General features: G+C 59.0%; 20 protein-coding genes. 18 read left to right on the top strand and 2 right to left on the bottom strand.

Features of this window, described 5'->3' with window-relative positions; genetic code table 11:
* Window positions 1–2 precede the first annotated feature (2 nt).
* Complete coding sequence (locus tag ACA062_RS21955) at window positions 3–929, top strand: LysR substrate-binding domain-containing protein (RefSeq protein WP_497452978.1); 927 nt, start codon at window positions 3–5, stop codon at window positions 927–929.
* Window positions 930–1,126: 197 nt separating this feature from the next.
* On the opposite strand, the gene ACA062_RS21950 is transcribed toward ACA062_RS21955, so the two are convergent.
* Window positions 1,127–1,684 (bottom strand): ATP-dependent Clp protease proteolytic subunit, encoded by a 558-nt coding sequence (locus ACA062_RS21950; RefSeq protein WP_046817303.1) that lies wholly within the window; start codon window positions 1,682–1,684, stop codon window positions 1,127–1,129.
* Window positions 1,685–1,945: 261 nt separating this feature from the next.
* Between ACA062_RS21950 and ACA062_RS21945 the strand changes: the two genes are divergently transcribed.
* The 8 genes from ACA062_RS21945 (at window position 1,946) to ACA062_RS21910 (ending at window position 12,277) form a co-directional block, all read left to right on the top strand.
* On the top strand, window positions 1,946–2,377 hold the full coding sequence (locus ACA062_RS21945; protein WP_497452977.1) for a con-10 family general stress protein: 432 nt from the start codon (window positions 1,946–1,948) through the stop codon (window positions 2,375–2,377).
* Window positions 2,378–2,637: 260 nt separating this feature from the next.
* On the top strand, window positions 2,638–3,921 hold the full coding sequence (gene hisD, locus ACA062_RS21940; RefSeq protein WP_497452976.1) for a histidinol dehydrogenase: 1,284 nt from the start codon (window positions 2,638–2,640) through the stop codon (window positions 3,919–3,921).
* Between the two features lie 508 nt (window positions 3,922–4,429).
* Window positions 4,430–6,103, top strand: a complete 1,674-nt coding sequence (locus ACA062_RS21935; RefSeq protein WP_497452975.1) for a thiamine pyrophosphate-binding protein — start codon at window positions 4,430–4,432, stop codon at window positions 6,101–6,103.
* A 93-nt stretch (window positions 6,104–6,196) separates the two neighbouring features.
* Window positions 6,197–7,114 carry a carbohydrate ABC transporter permease gene (locus ACA062_RS21930; protein ID WP_497457475.1) on the top strand — a complete coding sequence of 306 codons (918 nt, stop codon included), beginning with the start codon at window positions 6,197–6,199 and terminating at the stop codon, window positions 7,112–7,114.
* Window positions 7,089–8,006 (top strand): carbohydrate ABC transporter permease, encoded by a 918-nt coding sequence (locus tag ACA062_RS21925; protein ID WP_497452974.1) that lies wholly within the window; start codon window positions 7,089–7,091, stop codon window positions 8,004–8,006. Before ACA062_RS21930 ends, ACA062_RS21925 begins: the two co-directional genes overlap by 26 nt.
* 5 nt (window positions 8,007–8,011) lie before the next feature.
* Window positions 8,012–9,115 carry an ABC transporter ATP-binding protein gene (locus ACA062_RS21920; protein ID WP_497452973.1) on the top strand — a complete coding sequence of 368 codons (1,104 nt, stop codon included), beginning with the start codon at window positions 8,012–8,014 and terminating at the stop codon, window positions 9,113–9,115.
* A gap of 130 nt (window positions 9,116–9,245) precedes the next feature.
* Window positions 9,246–10,541, top strand: coding sequence for an ABC transporter substrate-binding protein (locus ACA062_RS21915; RefSeq protein WP_497452972.1), 1,296 nt, complete (start codon window positions 9,246–9,248; stop codon window positions 10,539–10,541).
* 95 nt (window positions 10,542–10,636) lie between these two features.
* Entirely contained in the window at window positions 10,637–12,277 is a 1,641-nt protein-coding gene (locus ACA062_RS21910; RefSeq protein ID WP_497452971.1) for a GMC family oxidoreductase, read from the top strand.
* 289 nt (window positions 12,278–12,566) lie between these two features.
* On the opposite strand, the gene ACA062_RS21905 is transcribed toward ACA062_RS21910, so the two are convergent.
* Entirely contained in the window at window positions 12,567–13,433 is an 867-nt protein-coding gene (locus ACA062_RS21905) for a helix-turn-helix transcriptional regulator (RefSeq protein ID WP_497452970.1), read from the bottom strand.
* Window positions 13,434–13,667: 234 nt separating this feature from the next.
* On the opposite strand from ACA062_RS21905, the gene ACA062_RS21900 reads away from it, so the two are divergent.
* The 9 genes from ACA062_RS21900 (at window position 13,668) to ACA062_RS21860 (ending at window position 25,487) form a co-directional block, all read left to right on the top strand.
* On the top strand, window positions 13,668–14,453 hold the full coding sequence (locus ACA062_RS21900; RefSeq protein ID WP_497452969.1) for an IclR family transcriptional regulator: 786 nt from the start codon (window positions 13,668–13,670) through the stop codon (window positions 14,451–14,453).
* A gap of 135 nt (window positions 14,454–14,588) precedes the next feature.
* Window positions 14,589–15,749: an iron-containing alcohol dehydrogenase gene (locus ACA062_RS21895; protein WP_497452968.1), complete on the top strand. Its 1,161-nt coding sequence runs from the start codon at window positions 14,589–14,591 to the stop codon at window positions 15,747–15,749.
* Between the two features lie 42 nt (window positions 15,750–15,791).
* Entirely contained in the window at window positions 15,792–17,282 is a 1,491-nt protein-coding gene (locus ACA062_RS21890; protein WP_497452967.1) for a CoA-acylating methylmalonate-semialdehyde dehydrogenase, read from the top strand.
* 260 nt (window positions 17,283–17,542) lie between these two features.
* The gene (locus ACA062_RS21885; protein WP_497452966.1) at window positions 17,543–18,793 is read left to right on the top strand and encodes an MFS transporter; all 1,251 of its coding nucleotides are present in this window, start codon (window positions 17,543–17,545) and stop codon (window positions 18,791–18,793) included.
* 49 nt (window positions 18,794–18,842) lie between these two features.
* The gene (locus ACA062_RS21880; protein WP_497452965.1) at window positions 18,843–20,012 is read left to right on the top strand and encodes a Gfo/Idh/MocA family protein; all 1,170 of its coding nucleotides are present in this window, start codon (window positions 18,843–18,845) and stop codon (window positions 20,010–20,012) included.
* Between the two features lie 448 nt (window positions 20,013–20,460).
* Window positions 20,461–22,017 (top strand): GMC family oxidoreductase, encoded by a 1,557-nt coding sequence (locus tag ACA062_RS21875; RefSeq protein WP_497452964.1) that lies wholly within the window; start codon window positions 20,461–20,463, stop codon window positions 22,015–22,017.
* Window positions 22,010–23,815, top strand: coding sequence for a thiamine pyrophosphate-binding protein (locus tag ACA062_RS21870; RefSeq protein ID WP_497452963.1), 1,806 nt, complete (start codon window positions 22,010–22,012; stop codon window positions 23,813–23,815). Before ACA062_RS21875 ends, ACA062_RS21870 begins: the two co-directional genes overlap by 8 nt.
* Window positions 23,816–23,888: 73 nt before the next feature.
* Entirely contained in the window at window positions 23,889–24,587 is a 699-nt protein-coding gene (locus ACA062_RS21865; RefSeq protein WP_497452962.1) for a hypothetical protein, read from the top strand.
* 15 nt (window positions 24,588–24,602) lie between these two features.
* A complete protein-coding gene (locus tag ACA062_RS21860) occupies window positions 24,603–25,487 on the top strand; it encodes a sugar phosphate isomerase/epimerase family protein (RefSeq protein WP_497452961.1) in 885 nt (294 codons plus the stop codon).
* Window positions 25,488–25,528: the final 41 nt, after the last annotated feature.

The raw sequence follows: 25,528 nt of genomic DNA, 5'->3' as shown, positions 1-25,528 counted from the left end.
CGATGACTATTTCCTATACCCAACTCAAGGCGTTCCACGCCGTGGCCATGAATGGCAGTTTCACGCGCGCGGCCGAGCAGCTCTGCCTGTCTCAACCGGCGGTGTCCGACCAGGTGCGCAAGCTCGAGGATTACTACGGGGTGATGGTGTTCTACCGCGACAAGCGTCTGGTGCGCCTGACTGAAGTGGGCGAGCGATTGTTCGGCCTGACCCGGCGCCTGTTCGATATCAGTGTCGATGCCCACGACATGTTGATGGACTATCGCACCCTGTCGACTGGAACCTTGAACCTTGCCGTAGACGCGCCAGTGCATGTGCTGCCCTATGTCGCACGCTTCTGCGCTCGATACCCGGGTATCGATGTGAAGGTTGAAACGGCCAATACCGATGAGGTCCTGCAGCGGTTGTTCGGTCACCAGGCTGACATTGCCCTGCTGGGGCGCAATATCGAAGATGACCGACTGCTGAAGCTGCATCTGCGCAGTGACCCGATGCTCGCCTTCGTCGCCCATGACCATCCTTGGGCGCAACGAACATCCATCTGCCTCGCCGATCTGGACAACACGCCTCTGGTCTTGCGCGAGCAGGGCTCGGTGACGCGGCTATCCCTGGAAGAGGAGATGGCGGTGGCGGGCTTGCGCATTCGCAAGGCCATCGAGGTGGAAGGGCGTGAAGCGGCGCGCGAGGCCGTCGCAATCGGTATGGGGGTCGGGGTTGTCTCGGCAGCCGAGCTTGGCTCCGATTCGCGGCTCTGCGGATTGCCGATCATCGATAGTCAGCAGCGCTTCACCGAAACATTGGTGTGCCTGCGCGCACAGAGTTCCCGACGCATCCTGACGACCTTTTTCGACATGGTCCGAGAGGGGCTGGACGTTTGGCACTTGCATGGCGCGCGCTGGAAGGCACCCGCCAGCCCGCGCCGCAAATGAATCAGTGAGAGAGAACCGGAGTGTCGCTCGGGATGAATCGTGACCCTTGCGACGTCACGATCGACGCACCGTCTGTGCCAGCTTCGGGTTTGCGCTTCTCCTCATGGCGCTACGAATCTACTTATCTGATTTATATAAACATTTAGCGGGTTTTGTTTGACATGTCCGCTAGGTCAGGCATGAGGAATGCGCTCGGTTCATCCGCCGCTGACTTTCCAATGTTTGACATCATCGGCGAACATCATTTGCTTCATTTCATGCGCAATCCCGTATGCAAGAGACTCGTGTGCAGCGATGACTTTTTCTTCTGCTGAAAGGCAATGAAAAATATCGAGCTTGGTCTCTGCGTCAGCAGTTTCGAGTGTGAAAATTTGCACGTAACGCGCGAGGTCGTTGTCGAGGCTCGACAGGTATTCACGCAGGCGCTGATGGTCGACTGATTTTTGGCTGAAGTACCAATTCATCGGGTGAATCAGGAAGCGTGAGTGGGGCGAGGTGATACGGCGGCCTGCCGCCAAAAACATAATGATACCCATTGATTCGATGTTGCCCGCGTTGATCGCGCATAGCGGTACCGGCAGTGACTTCAGGAACGTGTAGAGGGTGAAGCCAAAGTTAGTGCTACCCCCGCTTGTAGAAAGATTGAGGAGCAAGGAGGTAGCGCCTTGATCGATGGCTTCAAGGCAACAGTCCCGGAAGCGCTCAGTCGTTCCCTGATCGATCTGGCAATGAAAATGCACGATGTGTTCAGTCATCGATTGACCTCCTGAGTGTGATGCATGGAGGACTCTACGAGTTATTCAGTGTAGTAAACATCGATCATTTGATCCGAAATCCGACGTAAATAACCCCTCCATGACGCACACGCCGTCCATCGAATGCGCGCATTTTCAATGGAACCAAATACCCGGATCCACTCGTCGCAAGCCCCATATTTCCGTTCAAACTTTTTGTTTTGTGCGTCCTCCGAACTAGACGAGCCCATGCTCGTGCTAACGATGTAGAGGTGAACAAAAATGGCCAATACAGGAAACAAAAATCCAGGCAATTTTTCCAATGACCCGGACAAGGCTTCTGCAGCCGGTAAGAGAGGTGGAGAAACCTCTGGCGGAAATTTTGCCAACGATCCACAACGCGCGTCTGAAGCAGGCCAGAAAGGTGGTCAAGCTTCCGGCGGACAACAATCGCGCGATAGCGATCGCATGTCCGGAGGCGGGCAGGGTACGAATCGCGGAGGCGAATTTGCCGACGATAAAGAAAACATGTCCAAACCAGGCCAAAAAGGCGGCCAGGGTTCAGGCGGACAACAATCCAACAAGGCTGATCAATCGTCCAGCGGTGGGAAAGGAAGCGGGAGCGGCAGCAATCTCGCCGATAACCGCGATAAGTCCTCTGAAATGGGACGCAAGGATGGTGGGACGAGCGAAGGTGGAGGACGCAAACCCTGATGTCGTCTGATTCAATCAAGCCTCGAATCTTTCGGGGCTTGATTTCGATATTGCCGGCCAAGAGATCAGACCCCAGGCCACTATCAAGATCTAAGCACACCCAAAAAATGCGTCACCCTGCGTCACCTATACATTCAGTGCGAAATTGTGAGCGCTCGCTCATGCCGGGAAAATCATCTCAAACACCAGTCGCGTTACTGCAGGCTGCTCCACGCAATGCAGTGCACGGCGCTTTCTCGTGATTTGAACCGGAGTAAGAGATGATTCGATACCTGAAAACCAGTAAGCCGGTGCAAGCACAGGCCGAAATCGCGAGCCAGGTTCGCGACGTCGTTGCAGACATCATCGCCAATGTCGGGCGCAAGGGTGATGCCGCTGTGCGTGAGTACTCCCAGAAGTTCGACAAGTGGTCGCCGGCTGACTTTCGTCTGAGCGATGAGGAAGTAGCCGCCTGTGTGGCCAGTCTGTCCAGGCAGGAACTGGATGACATCACCTTCGCCCAGGCCCAGGTGCGCCGGTTCGCTGAAGTACAGAAGTCGGCGTTGATCGATGTGGAGGTCGAGACGCTACCGGGCGTCATTCTCGGGCACAAGAACATTCCGGTGAATTCGGTAGGGTGCTACATCCCGGGTGGGAAGTACCCGCTGCTGGCCTCCGCGCATATGAGCGTGCTCACTGCCAAGGTGGCAGGTGTGAAGCGTGTTGTTGCTGTGGCGCCACCGTTCGATGGCAAGCCGCACCCGGCAATCGTGACGGCCATGCACCTGGCTGGCGCGGATGAAATCTACTGCGTCGGCGGCGTGCAGGCGATCGCCGCGCTGGCCTTGGGCACAGAACAGTTTGCGCCCGTGGATATGGTGGTCGGGCCGGGTAATGCCTATGTGGCGGAGGCCAAGCGTCAGCTATTCGGCAAGATCGGTATCGATTTGATCGCAGGCCCTACCGAGACGCTGGTCATTGCCGATGACAGCAGTGACGCTGAGATCGTGGTGGCCGACCTGCTGGGACAGGCCGAGCACGGCGTGAACTCTCCAGCGGTCTTTCTGACCAACTGCGCAGCGCTTGCCGAGGCGATTCCGGCCGAAATCGAACGCCAGTTGGCGGTGCTTCCGACGGCTGCGGTGGCCAGTGTGGCGTGGCGTGACTACGGTGAAATCATCTTGTGCGACACCGTGGAGGAGTTGGTGGAGGAGGCCGACCGCATCGCCTCGGAGCACGTCCAGGTGATGACCCGCGATCCTTTGTATTTCCTCGAGCACATGACGAACTATGGCGCACTGTTTCTCGGCGAGCGCACCAACGTGTCGTATGGCGACAAGGTGATTGGCACCAACCACACGCTGCCGACCACCAAATCGGCGCGCTATACGGGCGGGTTGTGGGTGGGCAAATTCATCAAGACCTGCACTTACCAGCGTGTACTGACCGATGAGGCCTCTGTAATGGTGGGCGAATACTGTTCACGCCTGTGCGCGATGGAAGGCTTCGCCGGTCACAAGGAACAGGCAGACATCCGTATTCGCCGCTACAAGAAAACCGTTTGAAAATCCGCGCGCGTGCGTGCAATGCGCACCGTGTTGCAGGGTAGCTGGCCAAGCCAGCACCCTGAGGCTGTCCCGGCAAAGAGTGAGGCCGGCATTCACAGGTCGTGATGCCGGTTCAGGTTGGTCACCTGGTTCACTTAGGCCGCGAGCCCCTTGGCGACCCTCTGATTTGTCAGGGGGACGTTGCGGGTTGCAGGCATTCGATCGTGCTGTTCCCTCCTGTTTTTTCGACATCTTCCCGGTACCGACGCAACACGACGCACTTTTCCCGCTGGCGCTTGCGAGCGTGTCCGATGGCGCTGAGGAAGCGGCCTGTTTGCCGTTTTCACAAGGGCAGGAGGCGTCTGGCAAGGGGGTCTGCACCCTGCGTCAACGTGCGTCGCTTTTACTCTGCCTGCGAAATTGAGTGTGAGGGCGCCGCGGCCAATACTCGAGTCCAACGGCAGGCCAGCGACACCCGACAGGGAACACGCTGGCGGCATTCGCTCAGGTCCGATTGGAGTTCACTGTGAAGCTCACCGGCAGCCAAACCCTTGCAAGATTGCTCAAGGCACACGGTGTGGAATACGTCGCCGGGATTCCGGGTTACGGCTCCTGGGCCATTGTCGATGCATTGCAGTCGGCACACGGAATTCCTTTCATTCAGGTGATGCAGGAGCAAAGTTCCGTGCATATGGCCGATGGGTATTACCGTGCTTGCGGACGGCCGATGGCTGCCTTGTTGCCGACCGCTACCGGTGTATCCAAAGCCTTGGGAGGCCTGGCGTGTGCCTATGCCGAAGGCAGTGCGATGTTGGTGATCAGTGGGGGGCAGCTTTCGCATTTGCCCGACACCGACACTGCGCATGACCTGACGGGAGCAGAAGCGGTTCACCCGCCCAGAACCCTGAAAGCCCGGTTGATCACCGAGACCGCTGCAGATTTGTCGACGTTATTGCGTACAGCATTTTCCACGATGGGCAGCCCTGGTCCCGGGCCCGTCAGTATTGAAATACCGGTAGCGGTTCAAGCGCAGAGTGTCGAATTCATGGCGGCCTCTGTTCGCGCTGCTTCTGAAAAGTTTCATGCCCCGGCGGAGCAGGTCGCCCAAGCCGCGCAATGGTTGCTCAAGGCCGTTCGCCCGGTGATTGTGGCGGGCGCTGGGGTCTTGATGAGCGACGCGTGCAACGAGTTGCTCGCAGTCGCCGAGCGCTTTTGTATTCCAGTGCTGACCCCTGCGAATGGCAAAGGCGCGATTGCCGAGGATCACCCACTGGCGGGCGGTTGTGTGGGGCGGTCGGGGAGCGCTTGTGCCAACCGGCTTTTGGCGGAGGCTGACCTTATCCTGTTGCTGGGCAACGAGCTGGCAGACGTACAAGGTCGCGGCCCGGTGATTCGGATCGATGCCGATCTCGCTCATCCGAGCCGCGTCGGTCAGGTTGAGCTGGGCATCGAAGCCGATATTCGCAGCGCACTGGCGGCTTTGGTTAAGTGGGTGTCGGCGTCGCAACATCGCGCGATCGCACTGCAACGCGCGGCTTACCTCGAGCATATGACCGAGTTTCGAGCCGACTGGGAAGCGCGTCTGGACAACGAGCGAGCCGACGAATCCTCACCCTTCATCGTGCAACGGCCCTTGGCTGAGCTGCGGGCGGTGCTCGAGCGCGATGCGATCGTGGTCGTTGGCACCGGCAGTGTCGGCGACGCCATGGTGCAGATGTTCCCGGTCTTTTTTCCACGCACGCACCTGTCATCCACCGGCTTCGGTGCACAGGGATGGGCAGTGCCAGCCGCCATTGGCGCGAAACTGGCAATGCCGGCACGTCAAGTGGTGTGTGTGGTGGGCGACGGTGATTTCCTGCAATCGATGCAGGAAATGGCGGTGTGTGTCATGCACTGCATCCCGGTGTTGTTCATGGTGTTCAACAACAGCGGGTATTCGTCGCTGCGTGATGCCCGGACGCCGCACGCCGGTCGCTACACGGGCAGCGAATTCAACCTCCCGGATGGCAAACCCTACTCTCCGGAATTCGCTGAAGTAGCGCGCAGCTTCGGCCTTGAATCCTGGCGCGTGGAGCATCCGTATCAACTCAGCCCGGCGCTGCATAAAGCGCTCAACAGCAAAGGCCCCGCATTGGTCGAAGTGATGATTTCACGCGAGCGCCGCGGTGTGCTCGACGCTTTTTCCGACGACGTTCCCTGATCCGTAGTGCCGCCGACAGAGCAGCGCACGCCCTTTAGTGCCCTAACAAGACTGCCACCGAGGAGAGACACCGTGAGACCAACCCTATCAAGGCTGCACAAGGCGGCCGATGCAGCACCGCTGCGTCGGCCTGGAAAACGACGCTGGAGCCCTGCGGCTTTAGCAGTCGCGCCGACGTTCATTCTGGTGGCGATCAGTGTGTACGGTTTCATCGCCTGGTCGACGGTGATTTCCTTCACCAGCTCCAAGTATTTTCCCCAGTACGATTTCGTCGGCTTCAGCCAGTATGTCCGGCTGTGGGAGTCGGACCGCTGGAACACCTCGGTCATCAACCTGCTGTTGTTTTCGGTCGGCTTCGCGCTGATCTCGCTGTTGCTCGGCTTGATCATTGCGATTTTCCTCGACCAGAAAATTCGTGCTGAAAGCACCCTGCGCATGATCTACCTGTACCCGATGGCGATTTCCCTGATTGTGACGGGTATCGCCTGGAAGTGGATTCTCAATCCCGGGACCGGCATCGAGCACCTGTTACGCAGTTGGGGCTGGGAGAGTGCCAGCTTCAACTGGCTCGTAGACCCGAAGATGGCCGTCTACACGCTGGTGATTGCGGCCGTCTGGCAAACCGCCGGTTTTGTCATGGCGATCTTTCTGGCCGGGCTTCGCGGCGTGGATGCCGAGATCGTCAAGGCGGCTCAACTGGAAGGCGCAGGGGCCTTCAGGATCTACACCTGCATCATCATCCCGATGCTGCGGACCTCAATGTTCTCCGCCATCGTCATTCTGGTCTATCAAGCCGTGCGCTCGTTCGACCTGGTGGTGGCAATGACCAATGGTGGCCCTGGTTACTCCAGCGATCTGCCCACCACGTTCATGTACAACTCGACGTTCCTGCGTGGGCAGATGGCCCAAGGGTCCGCGAGTGCCGTGATGATTCTGCTGGTGGTGATCGTCATCGTTGTCCCTTACCTGTATGCGGAGTTCAAGCATGAACACAATGACAGCAGCCACTGATATCCGCCCATTGGTCCGTCAGCGCAACTTTGCTCGCCTGGCCAGAAAAACCCTGCGCCGCGCGGCGGTTTACGCGGTGCTGATCGGCTTCGCAGCGTTCTTTCTGCTACCGCTGCTGGTGATGGTGTTCGCCTCTTTCAAGGACATGGATGCCATCCTTCATTCCTCGATTCTGGCATTGCCCACCCATCCCACCCTGCAACCCTGGCGCGAGGCCTGGTCCAGTGCCTGCATTGGCACCCGTTGCGTGGGCTTGCGTGGCTATTACTTCAATACGGTGTTGCTGGTGGTTCCTGCTGTGCTGATCTCGGCCCTTATCGGCGCCGTGAACGGCTACGCATTGTCGAAGTTCCGCTTCCGTGGGGCGAACCTGGTGTATGGCCTGATCCTGTTCGGCACCTTCGCCCCGTACCAGGTGATGCTGGTCCCGATTTCCAAAATGCTCGGCTTGTTCGGCCTTTCCAATGGCATCGGAGGGCTGATCCTGCTGCACACCCTTTACGGGTTGCCCATGACCACCATGTTTTTCCGCAATTACTTCATGACGGTGCCACAGGATCTGATCAAGGCCGCGCAGGTCGATGGTGCCGGGTTCTGGACCACGTTCGTGCTGATCGTCCTGCCGATGTCCACGCCGATGATCGTGGTCACGGTGATCTGGCAGTTCACCAGCATCTGGAATGACTTCCTGTTCGGCGTCTCGTTCACCAGCGGTGCAAACAGTCCAATCATGGTCGCGCTGAACAATCTGGTGAGCTCCGCCGCGGGTGAGCGCCCCTACAACATTCACATGGCCGGTGCGCTGCTGTCGGCATTGCCGACCCTGGTGGTGTACCTGCTGGCTGGCAAATATTTCGTTCGCGGCCTGATGGCTGGCGCGGTCAAGGGGTAAGTGAAATGGCATCTCTGAATATTCGTAATGTGGAAAAGCACTACGGCGATCTGCGTACCCTCAAGGGCATCAACATTGATGTGGAGGACGGGGATTTTCTGGTGTTGTTGGGGCCTTCGGGGTGTGGCAAGTCCACCCTGTTGAGTGCCATTGCGGGTCTGGCTCCGGTCAGTAGCGGGCAAATCCTGATCGACGGTGTGGTGGTCAATGATATCGAGTCTGCGGACCGGGACATTGCCATGGTGTTCCAGTCCTACGCGCTGTATCCCACCATGACCGTGCGTCGTAACCTGACCTTTGGCATGCGGGTGCGCGGTGCTTCGCGCCAGGAGCAGGACGAGGCCGTCAAGCGTGTGGCGGGCGTGCTGCAGCTGGACCAGTTGCTTGACCGCAAACCGTCACAGCTTTCCGGTGGTCAGCGCCAGCGGGTTGCCATGGGAAGGGCGATGGTGCGCCAACCGAAGATCTTTCTGTTCGATGAACCGCTATCGAACCTGGACGCCAAGTTGCGCACGGACATGCGCGCTGAAATCAAGAAGCTGCATCAGCGCGAACAGACCACCACTGTGTATGTGACCCACGACCAGATCGAAGCGATGACCCTGGCGACCAGGATCGTGGTGATGAAGGGCGGTGAGGTTCAACAGATCGGTTCACCGCAGACGATTTACGAGCAACCGAGCAACCTGTTCGTGGCGCGTTTTATCGGCTCACCGTCCATGAACTGTCTGAACGGCACCCTTGAGGCCGAAGGCCCGGATGCCGTTTTTCGAGGGAGCGCCCGGACCTCATCCGGCTTGCGCATCAACCTGGGCCCACTCAGCGAAAATCTCAAAGCCTGCATGGGCGCCCAGGTTGTGCTGGGGGTGCGCCCCGAGTGGCTTGCCTTCGCCGAGCAAGGCTCTGCGCCTGGGCTGATCGATGCGGTGGTGGACGTGGTCGAGCCGACGGGCTCGGATAATTTCGTGCTGCTCGAGGCCAGCGGCGAAACCCTGATGGCGAGATTCGCGCCGGGTGTCGGCACCCCAGGGCAACGTGTTGGCCTGGCCATCGATACCCACAAGACATTGCTGTTCGATGCCTCGACCGAGCAGCGGATTCCCCGCTGACCCCTGACGTTGTTCTTTCAATAAAACCGTGTCTGCGCCATGGCCGATGTCGCCACCTGTCCAGGCTGGCAAAGGACGCCTGCTGCTTTATCAACTGCCATCTCCCCATCCAAAAAAGAAGAGAAATGTGATGAACAACACAACGAATGTTTGGAGTACTCAGGCAATCAGCCGCAAACGCAATGTGCTGGCCAACACCCTGTTGGGATTCTTGCTCAGCACTCAATTCGCAGTCGCCGCTGAGCCAAAAGTCGAAGTGGTTCATCCCTGGTCGTCTGCGGGTGAGGCCTATGCATTGGACGCATTGAAAGACGCCGTCAAGAAGGCGGGGCTCGAATGGCAGGATTCCGCTATTGCCGGCAATAACAGCAACAACCAACAGCAAGCGCTTCAGGCCCGATTGTCAGCCGGTAATCTGCCCGACGTCACCCAGACGGTCCCCAACCTCATGCACGCCTATGTCGAGCAGAATGTGTTGACCAACCTGGATGCCCAGGCGAAAGAGCAGGGCTGGGACCAGAAACTGTCACCGGAAATGCGCAAGGTGGCGATGTACAAAGGGTCCTATTACGCCATCCCGCTGGTTGAGCATCGGGAAAACATGATGTGGGCCAACAAGGCGTTGCTGGCCAGGTATGGCGGTGAGTTGCCTACCACATGGGAGGCGTTCAATGCGCTGGCTGAGCGCATGCAGAAAGACGGTGTCATCCCATTGGCATTGGGCGGCGAAGACTGGCAGGAGGGCCAGATGTTCACGTCGGTGATCCTGGGCGTCGGTGGCAAGGATTTCTATAACAAGGCCATCATCGAACACGACCCGCAAGCCATCAAGAGTGCCACGATGGTTAAAGTGTTCGATCAGTTCCGCAAGCTCATCAACTTCTCCGACAAGAACCGTATCGGCCGGGACTGGAATGCGGCGACGCAGATGGTGATCGATGGCAAGGCCGCTTTTCAGTTCATCGGTGACTTCGCCAAAGCCGAGTTCCTGCGCGCCGGCAAGCAGCCCGGAGCAGATTTTCTGTGTGCCAGTTCGCCCGGTACCGGTCAGAACTTTGTCTACTTGACTGACGAACTGGCGTTCTTCACCCAGAGCGATCCTCAACGTCAAGCCACGCAGAAAATTTTCGCTGGACTGGTGATCGACCCGGCGGTGCAGATCGAGTTCAGTCGTCGCAAAGGCTCCATTCCGACTATCACCGACGTGCCGGCGGAGCAGTTTGACAGCTGCGCCCAAATCAACCTGGCCGACCGCAAAGCCAACCAGGCCACGGGCGGCATGTTGCCGTCCTTCATCGAGAACATTGCGGTGGACCGTGACGTACGCGGCGTGTTGATGGATGTGATTACCCATTTCGCCAACACCCCATCGATGACCTCACAACAAGCCGCTGACCGCATCGTCAAAGACCTGCAAAACCTATAGCCCACAGCGGGTGTACCGGGTGCTGTGATCGCTCGGTTGCCAGGTGTCGAGCGGTCTCGACACCCTTTGTTCTCTCCTGAAAATGGAAGCGTGATATGTCTCGGCATCCCTCATATGTCATCGTCGGTGGTGGTACTACCGGTTGTATCCTGGCGGCTAAACTGTCTGAAGACCCGGCCGTGCAGGTTGTGCTGCTTGAAGAAGGGCCAGCGGATCGAAATCCCTACATTCGTTTTCCAGGTACGTACTACAAAACCTGTCAGGGCCCGTTACTGAAACGATACCCTTGGGACTCGCCTGCCGACTTCGCCCGCGCGCCGGGGGACACGATGATCCAGGCGAGTGTGCTGGGTGGCGGCAGCTCCATCAATGGCATGGTGTATGCCCGCGGGAACCCTGGCGACTACGACGAGTGGGCAAGCAGTGGAGCCACCGGCTGGGGGTATGCAGATATCTTGCCCTACTACCGGCGCAGTGAAGACAACTCCGATTTCTGCAACGAAGCGCATGGCATGGGGGGACCGTTAGGCGTGTCTTTCAACAACCATGTTCACCCCCTGACGCGCAAATGGTTGCAGGCGTGCCAACAGGCCGGGTTCGCGTTCAACCCGGATTTCAATTCCGGGAAGCCGGACGGATGTGGTTACTATCAGGTAGCGGCCAGGAACGGTCGGCGCGTCAGCTCTGTCAGTGCTTACCTTCGCCCGGCCATGCACAGAAGCAATCTTAAAGTGATCACAGGGGCCAGGGTGTCACGCATCCTGATTGAACGCGGCCGTGCGATCGGGGTGGAATACAGCGTCGGCCGCGACCTGCTGACGATGAAGGCTGATCGGGAAGTGATTGTGTCGGCCGGTGCAATCAATTCACCCAAGCTCTTGATGGTATCGGGCATTGGCCAGGCAGAGGCGCTCACCGCGTTGGGCATCAAGGTGCATGCCGATGTGCCGGGCGTAGGGGAGAACCTGCAGGATCATCTTGAGATGTCGCAGATTTACCAACTCAAGAATGTGCACAGCTATGACCGCTATAAAAAAGCCCATTGGAAAGCCTGGGCGGCCTTGCAGTACTTGGTGGCACGAAGCGGCCCGATCGCTTCGAACCTGATCGAGGGCGGTTTGTTCGCTCGCGGCTCGCAAACGGATCAGATGCCTGACTTGCAGTATTTTTTCCTGGTGGGTGCCGGCATCGAGGAGGGGACCGACAGCGTGCCGGGCGGTACCGGTTGCACCCTCAACTTTGAACACGTGCGACCGCGCTCACGCGGCAGTGTCACGTTGCGCAGCGCCGAGCCGTCGCAACTGCCGCGTATTGCACCCAACTACATGACCGACCCCTATGATCTGGAGCGCCTGGTCGAAGGTTATCTGATCGGCCAGGACATCATGAGCCAGCCAGCATTCAGCGCCTACGTTGCCGCTCAGCATTACCCAGGGCGCACATTCGTCGATCGCGCGGAGTTGGGGGCGTACCTGAGACGCAACGCCCGTGCGGCATTGCACCCGGTTGGCACGTGCAAGATGGGCACCGACTTCATGAGTGTCGTCGACCCGCAACTGAAAGTCAGGGGCATCGAAAATCTGCGGGTGGCCGATGCTTCGATCATGCCCAACATTGTGTCGGGCAATACTAACGCTGCCTGCACCATGATCGGTGAACGGGCTTCGGACATCATTCGCGGTTTTCCGCCATTGCGTGAGGCTGCCAGCGTGTCGAAGCGAGCGATTTCTGCCTGATGAAGGCATCGCAACCGGTTGGGTGATATCGCGGGAACGCGATGTCTTTGCGGCCCTGACGCGCAATGTGTAGGAGCTGTGTAGGAGCTGTCGAGTGAAACGAGGCTGCGATCTTTTGATCTTCCCGCCCCTGTAGGAGCTGTCGAGTAAAACGAGGCTGCGATCTTTTGATCTTGTCTTTAAAAAAACAAAGTCAAAAGATCGCAGCCTCGTTTCACTCGACAGCTCCTACATAGCTCCAACACAGTCCAACACAGCGCCTGCAGAGGATCAAAACGCAGGTCGGCTATCAGTCCTGACCACCCCACACGATGGTCGAGTTATCACCGGTCATGTACTCACGGACTTCCAGCGGCAGCGACAGATCGCTGGGCAGCAGAACCGTGGCATTGCGCAGATGCTGTCGAGTGATCATCCCCTTGTTCGCAAATCCCAACGCCATGCGCGTCGAAAACGGCTGGCGGAAAGAGCTGGAGGCGACACCGGTGACCAGGCCGTAAAGGAAACGGATCGGCCTGCGGTGCTGGGGCGTCAGGATGGAGAAGGTGATTTCATTGCGTTGCTTGCCTTCAAAGTCCACCAGAAACAGGCGATCGCCGAGCAGCAGGCAGAAGCCATGATAGGTGAACGAGTAACCGATCTTGCCGCTGCCGTCGAGCAGCGGAAAGCGTTCTACGGTCACGTATTGCACCATCGATTCTGCCCGGTACAGGCAGGTCACGGAGCGCAGGATCCGGCCTTTGTAGATCGAGGAGTTGTGGTAGCGGTAGTAAACGCCCAGGTAGTCGTCGAGCAACTCGGCGGACTGCTTGGCCAGCGGCAGGAAATGATTGAACTGCGACGACGCCCTGAGCCCGATGGGCAATTCGTTCTCGAAGCCTTCATAGAACTTCTTGAAGTCGGCCGGCGCGCGGAAAAGATCCTCCGCTTCCATCATGAAATAACGCGCAATTTTCTGCAGGATCTTCTGCGAGGGCACGTGCTGGCCCGCCAGGTATTTGTTGAACTGCTGGCGGTTAACGTCGACCTTGCGGCACATGTCGGCGACCGACCTGCATGATTCCACCAGCGTCGCGAGGTTTTTCTGGACGTTGCCCTGCAGGTCGTTGCGCACTTGGTTGCGCTCGCCATGTGAGAGGGCGGTATCTACAGGCATGATCAATAGGACTCCTCAACCGGTGTGTCGGGTAATGGCAAGTGCGCCATCTGGAAACAGAGAAGCAAATCATCATCCAGTGTTCAGGGCTTCCCTGATGTACGCAAAGCAGGTATCGATGGTTCTTACAGCAGATTCAAGCACATTCTACGCCACACCCTCACTTCAGCGCGGTTAGACATCCGGGCCATGCTGCGCAAGAATTGCCGCATTCCGAACTCAGGCCTTTGCCCTATGACCGATAGTCCGAACTCCCGAAACAAAGGCTCCTCCATCACCCGTGCGCTGGACATCATCGAGGCGGTGGTTCAGGCGGATCATGCACTGTCACCGGCGGATCTGGCCTATCTGCTCGACATTCCCAAGCCCAGTGTGCATCGCCTGCTGCAGCAGATACAGGCAGAAGGCTATTTGCAAACCAATATGCGCGGCGGGATCGTTCCCAGCGATCGACTGCATCAGATTGCCGTAGGCGTGATTTACGCCGGCCGTCATAAGGCTCAGCGCCAGGCAATCCTGCGGCAGTTGTGCGAAACCCTCGATGAGACCTGCGGTATTGCGATGCCCGATGGCATCGACATGGTGTATTACGATCGCGTTCAGAGCAGTTGGCCGCTGCAGTTGCACCTTCCCGTGGGGGCCCATGTGCCCATGTGGTGCACGGCCAGCGGCAAGCTGTACCTCAGCAGCTTTTCCAAAGCCCGGCGCGGGCAGATTATCGATAGCCTGGCGCTCAAGCGTATGGCCCGCAATACCATCACCGACGCCGAGCAGCTGGAGGAAGAACTCAAACGAACCCGCCTTCGCGATATCGGGGTGGACAATGAAGAGTTCGTCGATGGCATGGTCGCCTGCGCGGTGCCGGTCAAAGACCATGACGGACGCTTGATCGCCTGTCTGTTTACCCACGCTCCGACCATCCGCAAGAGCCTCGAACAGCTACTGGAGTTTGAACCGGCGCTTCGTCATGCCGCCGAGCAGCTGCGCATCTTGGTCGAGGAACCTGCCGAGCAGGATTGAACATACTTTTCGCCTTTCTCAAGAAGGAGCACCGACTGGCGGTGCTCCTTTTTTTTGCCTGCCTATCGACATAATATTCTTATACCGATACATTTCATATCGGTATTGAACAATTAATCAATTTTAGGTGGTCATATGTCAGTCCCTGTCATCCTGCCCCGCATCATGGAAATTGGCGCCGATGCAAGCCTGCGACTGCCCGATGTGCTCGGCACACTGGGTTGCCGCCGACCTTTGATCGTGACCGATCAGGTGATGGTCAAGCTGGGTCAGGCGCAACGCCTGCACGACATTCTTGCGACGCGTGGTATCGACAGCGAGATTTTTGCCGAAACGGTGCCGGAACCGACCGCCGCCTCCATTCAGGCCGGCGTTGCGCGTCTTCGTGATGGCGACTTCGACGCTATCGTGGCGCTGGGAGGTGGCAGCCCCATCGACAGTGCGAAGGCGATGGCGATTCTCGCCAGATACGGTGGCCAGATCCGTGACTACCGATTCCCGCGTCAGGTCAATGAAGCCGGTCTGCCCTTGATCGCCATTCCCACCACGGCAGGCACAGGGTCGGAGGTGACGCGCTTCACGATCATCACCGATGAGACGACCGACGAAAAACTGCTCTGCGCGGGCATCGGCTTCATGCCCGTGGCAGCGCTGATCGATTACAGGCTCACGCTCAGCCTGCCAGCGCGGACGACTGCCGATACCGGCATCGACGCCTTGACCCATGCCATCGAGGCTTACGTCAGCCGCAAGGCCAATCCGTACAGCGATAGCCAGTCACTCGCGGCCATGGCGTATCTGGGGCCGAACCTGATCAAGGCCTATCGCGATGGCCAGGATGAGCGTGCGCGGGAGGCCATGATGATGGGCGCGACCCTGGCCGGTATCGCCTTTTCCAATGCATCGGTCGCACTCGTGCATGGCATGAGCCGACCCATTGGCGCGTTCTTTCATGTGCCGCACGGGCTCTCCAACGCCATTTTGCTGCCCTCGGTCACGGCCTGGTCGCTGCCCTCGGCCTTGCCACGTTATGCCGCGTGCGCGCGAGCCATGGGCGCGGCACAACCGGGCGACGACGATGCATTGGCGGGCAAACGGCTGATCGAGTTTCTGCAGCAGGTCAATGCCGAGTTAGCCGTGCCAACACTGGCCGGGTTTGGTGTCGATCGCGCGCGTTTCGATCAAGTGGTCGCCACGATGGCCGAGCAGGCATTGGCGTCCGGTTCTCCTGGCAACAACCCGCAAGTACCCGACGTCGATCAAATGATCGAGCTTTACCGCGCGCTTTGGGATTAACCACCGCTGCGTCAGATCCTTCACCTTGTTTCGGAGATTTCCATGAGCACCATCGGACATTTAATCAACGGCGAAATGGTTACACCCGCGGGCCGGACCCAGGACGTATTCAACCCCGCAACGGGGCAGGTGCAACGCCAGGTTTCCCTGGCCACCACAGCCACCGTCCAGGCGGCGATCGACGCGGCGGACGCGGCATTCCCGGCCTGGCGCGATACGCCGCCGGCCAAGCGCGCGCGGATCATGTTTCGCTTCAAGGAACTGTTGGAGCAAAACGCTGCGCAAATTTGCCAATTGATTGGTGAAGAGCACGGCAAGATCAGCCATGACGCCGCCGGTGAATTGCAGCGCGGCATCGAAAACGTCGAGTACGCGTGCGGTGCTCCGGAGTTGCTCAAGGGCGAGCACAGCCGCAACGTCGGGCCGAACATCGATTCCTGGAGCGAGTTTCAGCCCTTGGGGGTCGTGGCGGGTGTGACGCCATTCAACTTCCCGGTCATGGTGCCGTTGTGGATGGTGCCCATGGCACTGGTGTGCGGTAACTGCTTTGTACTGAAACCCTCCGAGCGCGATCCGAGTGCGACCCTGTACATCGCCCAGCTGTTGCATGAAGCCGGGCTGCCACCTGGCGTGCTCAATGTGGTCAATGGCGACAAAGAGGCGGTTGACGCGCTGTTGTTCGATCCGCGAGTACAGGCCATGAGCTTCGTGGGTTCGACGCCTATCGCCGAATACATCTACCGCACGGCGACCGCACAAGGAAAACGTTGCCAGGCACTGGGTGGCGCCAAGAACCACGCGATCGTGATGCCCGATGCCGACCTGGACAATGCGGTCAACTCGTTGCTGGGTGCAGCGTTCGGTTCTTCCGGTGAGCGCTGCATGGCGTTGTCGGTGGCCGTGGCCGTGGGCGACGCCGTTGCCGACGCGTTGATCGGCAAGCTGGCCGAAGCCATGCAAGGGCTGAAATTCGGCGTGCACAGTGACGCCAGCAATGATTTTGGGCCGCTGATTACGGCTCAGCATCGGGACAAGGTTGTTGGCTATATCAGTAGCGCCCAGCAGCAAGGCGCGCGCATCGTGGTCGATGGTCGTGATGCGCGGGTGGCAGGGCATGAGGGCGGCTTCTTTGTTGGCGCCACGTTGATAGACGCGGTGACGGCCGACATGGACAGCTATCGTGCAGAAATTTTTGGCCCGGTGCTGCAGGTTATTCGCGTGAAAACCATGGATGAGGCCATGCAACTGATCAATGACCATGAGTACGGCAATGGTACCTGTATCTATACCCGCGACGGTGAGGCGGCCCGTTACTTCAGCGATCGCATTCAAGTGGGGATGGTCGGTATCAACGTTCCCTTGCCGGTACCCGTGGCTTCACACAGTTTCGGTGGCTGGAAGCGTTCGCTGTTTGGCGACCTGCATGCCTATGGCCCCGATGGCGTGCGGTTTTACACGCGACGCAAGACCATCACTCAGCGCTGGCCGTCGGCGAACGTGCGTGAAGGTGCGACGTTTTCCATGCCAACGTGAACTAGCCGTTTGGCGCACGACAGACCGTCTGTCATCAGGCGGTTTGTGAGCCAGCCCGCCAACGTGAAGGGCGCTGGATTCGAAGTGCGTCAATGTGCGTCACTCCAGGGGCAAGTGCGAAATTGAGAAAACGCACTTGCCTGCGGATACTCCAGTCATTACCCGTCAACACGGGTTCTTTGCAACATCACTGTCTATGGCGTCGAGCCATTTATACCAATAACTAAGGGGCGAGTATGAGCGCCCTCGACAGGTGATTGATGTTTACCAATAAACGCGACAACTCCCTGGTCACCCCACGCATCCGCAAGGCGCGCTGGGCGAATTTTGCCGGGTTCATGATTATTGGCGCCCTGTTCTATACCTGGTCAGTCGGCGTCAGTGCCTTCAGGAATCGGCTGGGCATGCAAGGCGCTTTAGGCGACCTCGACTTCGGAATGGTGGCACTGGGCATCGCCATCGGCGCCACGGTTGGCGCCTTTGCCGTTGGCCGGTTGGTCGATCTGTTCGGCCCACGCACCGTGATCCGCTGCACATTGCTGGCTTACCCTTTGTCCTTGATTGGCCTGGGCCTCGCTGACCAGTATTGGTTCGCGATGATGTTCGGCATCGTTTTAGGAACACTGCGTGGCGCCACGGATACAGCGCTGAATGCTCACGGTGTACAAATCGAGCGCTTCTATCAGCGCCCCATCATGTCGTCGTTTCATGCCTGCTTTTCATTGGGTGGGTTCGTGTTCGGCATTCTTGCCAGCTATTTGGCGGGTCTGTCTGAAGAAAGCGCGATTATCCCTTTCACCGTTGCCGGATTGAGTCTGGCGACGTTGAGCCTGGTAATGAGCCATTTTCTGTTGGCCAAGAACGAACTGTTGAGCGCTGTCGACACTAAAAGGAAGCCAGAACCTCAAACGCCGGTAGACATCAAAATCACCGCGCTGATGGTGGGGCTGGGCGCCCTGATGATCGCCGGCATGATCAGCGAGAGCGCCGTCAGCGATTGGGGTCAGGAGTTCCTGATGCGTGAGTCCGGCCTGGGTATCTCCACGGCGGGACTGGGTATCAGCCTGTTCACCGGTGCGGGTTTTGTGGGGCGTATGACCGGGGATTGGCTGGCGGAGCGGATTGGCCGTGCGCGCATGATGTTCTTCTGCGGTGTGACGTCGATTGTGGGCGTGGGTCTCTCGACCTTGAGTCATGACGGCCATGTGGCAATGGCCGGATTCGCTTTGCTCGGTCTCGGGCTGGCTTGTGTGGCGCCTTTGCTGGTGTCCGCAGCGGGGAGCAAGGATCCTGAAAATGCCGGGCGCAACGTCGGCATCGTGAACGGCGTCGGGTTTGCCGGATTATTGGGCGGCCCGGCGGCCTATTCGTATGTGGTGACCGTCTTCGGTATTGGCGCGTTGTTCTACGTCCCCCTGGTGCTGGCGGTCTTGCTGACCGTGTTCGGCCCGATGCTGATGAGCAGCCGACGCAAGGAGCGGCAAGTACAGGCGCTACCGGTCACTCGCTGAGTCAGCCGTTCTGATCAACCCATTCATCGTACAACAAGGAGCATCAGAAATGCCCAGGCTAACCGGCGACATCCCTGGCAAGCGCAAGATCAAGGTAGGCATGGTGGGAGGAGGGAAGGGCGCATATTTCGCCAGTTATCACCGTGCAGCCATGCGGTTGTGCGATCGTTTTCAGATCGTGGCGGGTGCTTTTTCCTCGGACCCGGCCACGGCGCGCGAGGCGGGGGAAGCCTTGGGCGTGGAGCCGGACCGGATCTATGAAAGTTTTGAGCACATGGCGCAGGTGGAGTCTGCGCGAGCGGACCGTCTGGAGGCCGTGGTCATCGTGACGCCAAACCATTTGCACTTCCTGCCTTGCAAGTTGTTTCTGGAGGCCGGGATTCCGGTGATCTGCGACAAACCGCTGGTCAATGCCGAGCATGAGGCTCGCGACCTGCAGCGCATTGCCGCCAGGCACGATACTTTTCTGGCGTTGACCTATACCTACCAGGGCTATCCGATGGTACGGGACGCTCGCAGCCGCATTCAGGCCGGCGAGTTGGGCGATATTCGTTTCATGTACGTCGAGTACCTGCTCGAATGGCTGGCGGCAGGCACTGCAGAACTCGGCAAAAGCCTGGCCTGGCGCGGTGATCCGGCCAAAGTCGGCCCGACCGCCGCGCTCGGCGACATCGGCACCCATGCGTTCAACATGTTGGAGTTTCTCAGTGGGCTGCGCTGTACGGCGCTGAGCGCCAAGCTGACGTCGACGGTGCCGGGCTGGCAGATGGACGATACCGACGTGGTTCAGCTGGAATTCGAAGGCGGCGTCGACGGCTTGCTGTGGGCCAGCCTGGCGGCGCCAGGGCATCGCAATGGCTTGCGCTTCAAGATCATCGGGAGCAAGGCGTCGATTGAGTGGCGCCAGGAAGCGCCGGAGACTTTGCTGTTCACTCCCATTAACGAAGCGGACCGGATCTACCGGCGCGGCCAGTCCGACAACATGCCACAGACCCTGGCTGATTCGAGCCTGCCGGCCGGCAATAGCGAGGGGTATCTTGAGGCATTGGCGGTGCTCTATGCCGACTTCGCTCAGGCGCTGGACGCCGGCGAAGGATGGCGCAACAGCACGCCGGTACCGATCCCCGGTATTGACCAGGGCGTGCGAGGCGTTCTGTTATCACAACTGTGCGTGGCTTCCCATGAGCGCCGGGGTTGGGTTGATTTCCCCAAGGACTGAGCAACCCTCGGTTTTTCGCCGGTAGATTTACATCTCCTGTGGCGAGGGAGCTTGTCGGATCGCCGCACCGTCCCGCTCGGCTGCGCAGCAGTCGTAAAACCTGTGAAAACTATCTTGCTGCCGGGACACAGGGGGCCGCTGCGCGACCCAGCGGGAGCAAGCTCCCTCGCCACAGTTGATCGCTGCCCCCTGAATTCCGCAGCACCCCCCCCTATCAAAACCATTGCCAATGCCCCGACAAACGCTCCGGGTGACGCGCTATGCCTGGTCACGTCTCGCTGAAAGTCCCGCCAGCACGCTATCACGAAGGAAAGTGCGTCAGTGTGCGTCGGCTTTTTCAACGGTTGCGAAATTGAGTGGAAGTACGGGGCGGCGAATAATTCTGTGGCGTTCAACGCAACCGTGACAGCAAAGCTAATGACCCGAAAATAAAGAGGCGAAGGCTTAGATGAAAGTACAACCCGACGTCATTGTGATTGGCAGCGGAATCGGTGGTGCAACCACTGCCCGACGCCTCGCTGAAAACGGGGTGAACGTGCTGATGCTTGAGCGCGGAGACTGGGTTCCTCGTGAAGAGGAAAACTGGAGCGTGGCGTCTGTATTCTTCGACAAGCGTTACACGGCCCACGACAGTTGGCTGGATGCCAACGGTGCTGAATTTCGCCCCAGCATTTACTACAACGTAGGAGGCTGCACAAAATTCTACGGGGGTTCGATGATCCGTTTTCGCGAACGTGATTTCGAGGCGCTCGAGCACGAAGCAGGGGTCGCCCCCGCGTGGCCGATCAGTTATGCGCAGCTTGAACCCTATTACGACGAAGCCGAGAAGCTGTTCAAGGTGCATGGCGATGACGCCGATGATCCGACTGCACCCTGGCGCAGCCACCCGTATCCTTATCCACGGGTAGCTGACGAGCCGATAGTGGCCGAAATGGCGTCGGCAATGCGTCGTGCCGGTGCCCGCACTTCGGCGCTGCCGTTGGCGGTTGACTATACCTCGTCGGGTAGCTGCATCCTGTGCAAGACCTGCGATGGTTTCCCCTGCAAAGTGGCGGCCAAACTCGAAGCCGAGACCGCCCTGGTTCGCCCCGCGCTGGCCACAGGACACGTCACCCTGCAGACCCACGCCCTGGTCAAACGTCTGGTGCTGAGCGCCGACGGCACAACAGTGACCGGCGTGGAGGTGGATATTGAGGGCGAATCCCAAACCCTGACGGCCAAGCTCGTTGTCGTGGCCTGTGGCGCAGTCAACAGTGCAGCGTTGTTATTGCGCTCGGCATGCCCGGCAGCGCCCAACGGCGTGGCCAACAGTTCCGATGTGGTCGGTCGGCACTACATGGCGCACAACCAGACGGCCTTGATGGGCATTTCGTTTCGGGAAAACACCACGACGTTCCAGAAGACGTTGGCGATGAACGAGTTCTACTTCGGCGCGCCGGACTATCCATTCCCTCTGGGGCACGCCCAGATGCTCGGCAAGCTGCAGGGAGGGATGTTATCGGCCAACGTTCCCTTCCTGCCAAAGGCTGTCGGCAGCAGCATGGCCCGGCACAGTATTGACTGGATCGCGTTTTCCGAAGACCTGCCCGACCCGGACAGTCGAGTGCTGATCAAGGACGGCAAGATCCAGCTGGCTATCCGCCGCAACAACCTTGCCCCGCATAAACAGTTGGTGAAGCGTCTGGCAGCACTGCTGCGCGGTTCCGGCTACCCGATCGTGCTGACCAAACCGTTGCTCAAGCATTCCACGGCACACCAGTGCGGCACCGTGCGCTTTGGCAATGACCCACGCACCTCTGCGTTGGACACCTATTGCCGCAGCCATGATCACGCCAATCTATTTGTGATCGACGCTTCTTTCATGCCGTCGTCCGCGGCAGTCAACCCCGCACTGACCATCGTGGCGCAAGCGCTGCGGGCAGCAGACCACATTCTCGCGCACGATTTCGCTATCGGCGCTGACTCACGTAACCCTCTAGGCACAGCAGGAGCAGGACATGACTGATACAAAAAAAATGACAGGCGGGCAGATCGTGGTCGAGTACCTGATCCGTGAGAAAGTCCCCTATGTCTTCGGTATTCCAGGCCACGGCAACACCGCGTTACTCGACGCCTTCGTGGATCGCAAGGAGGAAATCACCCTGGTTCCCGCCATGCACGAGCAGGGCGCCTCGCACATGGCCGACGGGTTTTATCGAGCCAGTGGCCAGATTGCTGCGGTGTGTGCCTCCATTGGACCTGGCGCCACCAACACACTGACCGGTATTGCGACGGCATTCGCCGATTCGATCCCTCAGTTGGTGATCAGCGGTGGTGTGCACACCTACATGATGGGCAAAGGCGTGCTGCAGGAGCTTGATCGTCCGCACGGTGACAACTTCCCGCGCATGGCGGAGCCGGTGGTGAAGCGTTGGTGGCAGCCGAGCCATGTCGAACAACTGCCAGGCGTGATGACCCAGGCGTTCAATGTCATGCTGGAAGGACGCCGGGGTCCGGCACTGATCAACCTGCCGCAAGACCTGCAAGCCGAGTACGCCGAAGTGCCGCTGCCTGCGCCTCAGGCACATCGCAGCCATGGCCGCCTGCACGGCGATCCGGCGGACATTGCCCGCGCCGTCGAGCTGTTGCTGTCCGCCGAGCGGCCAGTGATCATGGCCGGTGGCGGTGTGATCGCGGCCAACGCCAGTGCGGACCTTGTGGGGATCGCCGAACATATCGGTGCGGCGGTGACGACATCCTTCATGGGTAAGGGCTCCATCCCGGAGGATCACCCGCTGTACGCCTGGCCTTGCGGCGACCTGGGGTCCATTCCGGGCAATGCCATGACCCGCGAAGCCGACGTCATCCTGGCCATCGGCTGTCGTTTCAGTGACCGTATCACCTCGTCCTATCGTCCCGGTGTCACGTTCGATATTCCGAAGACCAAGCTGATCCAGATCGATATCGACGGCTTCGAAATCGGCAAGAACTACCCGGCGGAAATCGGCATTGTCGGTGATGCAGGCCCGATCCTTGCCGCACTGCTGGAGCAACTGCGTGCAGCGACCCCGGCAGCGGACTACAGCAAATCGCCCATGTTCCAGCGCTTGCAGGCTCTGAAAGGTAAATGGGAAGAGCATCTGCACCCGTTGCGTACGTGCAACCAGTCGCCGATGACGGTTTCTCAAGTGCTGTTCGAGGCCAGGAAGGTGCTGCCACGGGACACCATTGTCGTCACCGATTCCAGCAACCCGCAGAACCAGGTGTTCAACGAATTTCCTGTCTATGGCCCTAAGCAGCACATCACCCCAGGTGGATTTTCCGGTATCGGTTTCGCCGTACCCGCCGCCATCGGCGCCAAGATGGGCGCGCCCAACCAGCCGGTAGTCGCCATCTGTGGTGATGGTGCATTCCTGCAGACCGGGCAGGAACTGGCAACGGCGGTGATGATGGGAGTGCCGGCGATCTTCCTGATCATGAACAACGGCGGCTGGGCAGCGATTCGCAACCTGCAGCTGAACATGTTCGGTGAAGACCGCGAAATGATCACCGACTTTCGCACCCCCGATGGCGCATCGTGGGAAGCGCATATCGCGGACTTTGCCAAGTCGCTGGGTGCAGCTTCCGAGCGCGTGACCGACCCATTGCAGATTGGCGCTGCCGTCGAGCGCGCACTGGCGTCCGGTCGGCCATACGTCATCGAAGCGATCACCTCGATCGAGCGTCCATGGAGCAACATGCACCCGACCGGCTGGTGGGACATTACCGTCCCCGCCTACCTGGGTGACCTGCGCGATGAGTATGTGAAAAATCGCGGCTTCTAAACGTTCCTCCTGACAACACGCCGCCTGTAGGGCGGTGTGTTGCATCAACTGATTCAGCAAGTGAGGCACAACCATGGCGCAGACCAATCAGAAACGGGAACTGCAATTCTCGGATCAGTTCGTGGAGTGTTACCTCGTCGAGAACGTCGACCACTTCAACGTGCCGGGCGGTGTAGTGGTGAACCTGGACCACACACCCATGAGCATCGGCGGGCCGGTTCCAAGCGTTGTACCCGGGTGGAAGTCGACCGAGTTGTTTGCGGCCGTCATCGTGAAGGCAGCCCGTATTGCGGTTTTTCGTGTGCGTAGCGAGGTTAACCTGGGTGGCCTGGTGTTCGGCGAATGGGACTGGTTTGGCAATCGGTTCGCTAAATTTCCGCGAACCACACCGCTCTATATTTCACGTTACGACGAGATCGGCGCAGTCACACTCGACCCTTTCGCGTTCACCAATCAACGGCAGGAGCCTACCGACCTTCGACAGTACGGCATCCGCCTGAACCTGTGGTGGGCCCCGGCCAACACCGACTGTTATCTGCATAACGAACATCCTTTCCTGGAAATTCATACGCAAATCCACGGCACGGGGCGAATCCAGAAATTCCTCGAGCGTGACGACACGACGCTTTACAAACAGATCCATATGTCGCCCGGCTACACCCACGATCCGTTTACTCATGTTGATCAAGATGGCAACCCGACCTATCCCTGGCACCGCTATTGGTCCGACTCGGATGCGATCTGGCTGGCGATAGAATTCCATCCACTCTGATCAGGGCGTAACTCCATGGCGCAGCAAAAAAACAGGTTGACCTTCAATACGACAGCCGCCAGGCACTGCAACTTCATCATGCAGGTGGACATTGCGCGCAGTGCCGGGTTCAGCTCGATCGAATTGACCAGTGGACCGGTACGGGCATACCTGGAAGCCGGGTACAGCCAGAGGGAACTCAAGGCGTCGTTGGACGGTTTGCAGGTTGAGGGTATAGGCGCGCTATTGGATATCGAGCGCACGGGTGAGCAGGGGCGGGAAATGATGGACCAGGCCGAAAAATTGTACGAGCTCGCGACCACCGTTGGCGCAAAAGGCGTGCAGTTGGTCACGGGCCCATTGGATTACCGCGCCGTGGTCGAATATCGACGTGATGGTCGCACTGCACGTTACAGCGGCTTGTTGGGCAGCACCGAAGAGGAGCAGGTCGCCCGGACTGCAAGCAATTTGCAGCGCCTGGCGGATCGAGCTCAAGAAGCGGGTCTCATCGTTTACCTGGAAGCCTTGTCCTGGGCCCCGCTGTCGACACTTGAGCAACAGGTCCGAACGCTGGAACGCGCCGACCGGGACAACCTGAAAATCGTCATCGATTACTGGCACTGTTACACCAGCGGTGCCAACCCGGATGACCTCGCCAAAATCGACAAACGCCATATCTATGGGGTTCATGTCTGCGATTCGTTGCCGTTTACCGCCGGAGTGCCTGATGAAACAGTGCTGCGTGACGTGGTCACCGGACGCGGAATACTTGACCTGAAGGCATGGACGCAGGCCGTGAAAGCGACTGGGTACGAGGGGTGGTGGTGCAGCGAGACCTTCTGTCGTGCGCAGCATCAGGATAATGGCTACGTGGTGGCCAAACAGCTTTATCGCCAGCTGAATGCGCTGGTCAATGGTTGAGGCTGCCAGGCAACCTCGGACACTGATTGACCCTTGCGACT

The organism is Pseudomonas sp. LBUM1679, assembly GCF_059695565.1.
The sequence above is the reverse complement of the archived record's forward strand: the minus strand, read 5'-3'. Positions and strand labels throughout refer to the sequence as shown.

Bases quoted from the DNA above. Each gene is read 5' to 3' on its own strand.
- ACA062_RS21880 (WP_497452965.1), top strand. From the start codon at position 18,843: ATGCCCAGGCTAACCGGCGACATCCCTGGCAAGCGCAAGATCAAGGTA.
- ACA062_RS21890 (WP_497452967.1), top strand. From the start codon at position 15,792: ATGAGCACCATCGGACATTTAATCAACGGCGAAATGGTTACACCCGCG.
- ACA062_RS21925 (WP_497452974.1), top strand. From the start codon at position 7,089: ATGAACACAATGACAGCAGCCACTGATATCCGCCCATTGGTCCGTCAG.
- ACA062_RS21885 (WP_497452966.1), top strand. From the start codon at position 17,543: ATGTTTACCAATAAACGCGACAACTCCCTGGTCACCCCACGCATCCGC.
- ACA062_RS21915 (WP_497452972.1), top strand. From the start codon at position 9,246: ATGAACAACACAACGAATGTTTGGAGTACTCAGGCAATCAGCCGCAAA.
- ACA062_RS21945 (WP_497452977.1), top strand. From the start codon at position 1,946: ATGGCCAATACAGGAAACAAAAATCCAGGCAATTTTTCCAATGACCCG.
- hisD (WP_497452976.1), top strand. From the start codon at position 2,638: ATGATTCGATACCTGAAAACCAGTAAGCCGGTGCAAGCACAGGCCGAA.
- ACA062_RS21920 (WP_497452973.1), top strand. From the start codon at position 8,012: ATGGCATCTCTGAATATTCGTAATGTGGAAAAGCACTACGGCGATCTG.
- ACA062_RS21900 (WP_497452969.1), top strand. From the start codon at position 13,668: ATGACCGATAGTCCGAACTCCCGAAACAAAGGCTCCTCCATCACCCGT.
- ACA062_RS21905 (WP_497452970.1), bottom strand. From the start codon at position 13,433: ATGCCTGTAGATACCGCCCTCTCACATGGCGAGCGCAACCAAGTGCGC.
- ACA062_RS21895 (WP_497452968.1), top strand. From the start codon at position 14,589: ATGTCAGTCCCTGTCATCCTGCCCCGCATCATGGAAATTGGCGCCGAT.
- ACA062_RS21870 (WP_497452963.1), top strand. From the start codon at position 22,010: ATGACTGATACAAAAAAAATGACAGGCGGGCAGATCGTGGTCGAGTAC.
- ACA062_RS21955 (WP_497452978.1), top strand. From the start codon at position 3: ATGACTATTTCCTATACCCAACTCAAGGCGTTCCACGCCGTGGCCATG.
- ACA062_RS21950 (WP_046817303.1), bottom strand. From the start codon at position 1,684: ATGACTGAACACATCGTGCATTTTCATTGCCAGATCGATCAGGGAACG.
- ACA062_RS21875 (WP_497452964.1), top strand. From the start codon at position 20,461: ATGAAAGTACAACCCGACGTCATTGTGATTGGCAGCGGAATCGGTGGT.
- ACA062_RS21910 (WP_497452971.1), top strand. From the start codon at position 10,637: ATGTCTCGGCATCCCTCATATGTCATCGTCGGTGGTGGTACTACCGGT.
- ACA062_RS21865 (WP_497452962.1), top strand. From the start codon at position 23,889: ATGGCGCAGACCAATCAGAAACGGGAACTGCAATTCTCGGATCAGTTC.
- ACA062_RS21860 (WP_497452961.1), top strand. From the start codon at position 24,603: ATGGCGCAGCAAAAAAACAGGTTGACCTTCAATACGACAGCCGCCAGG.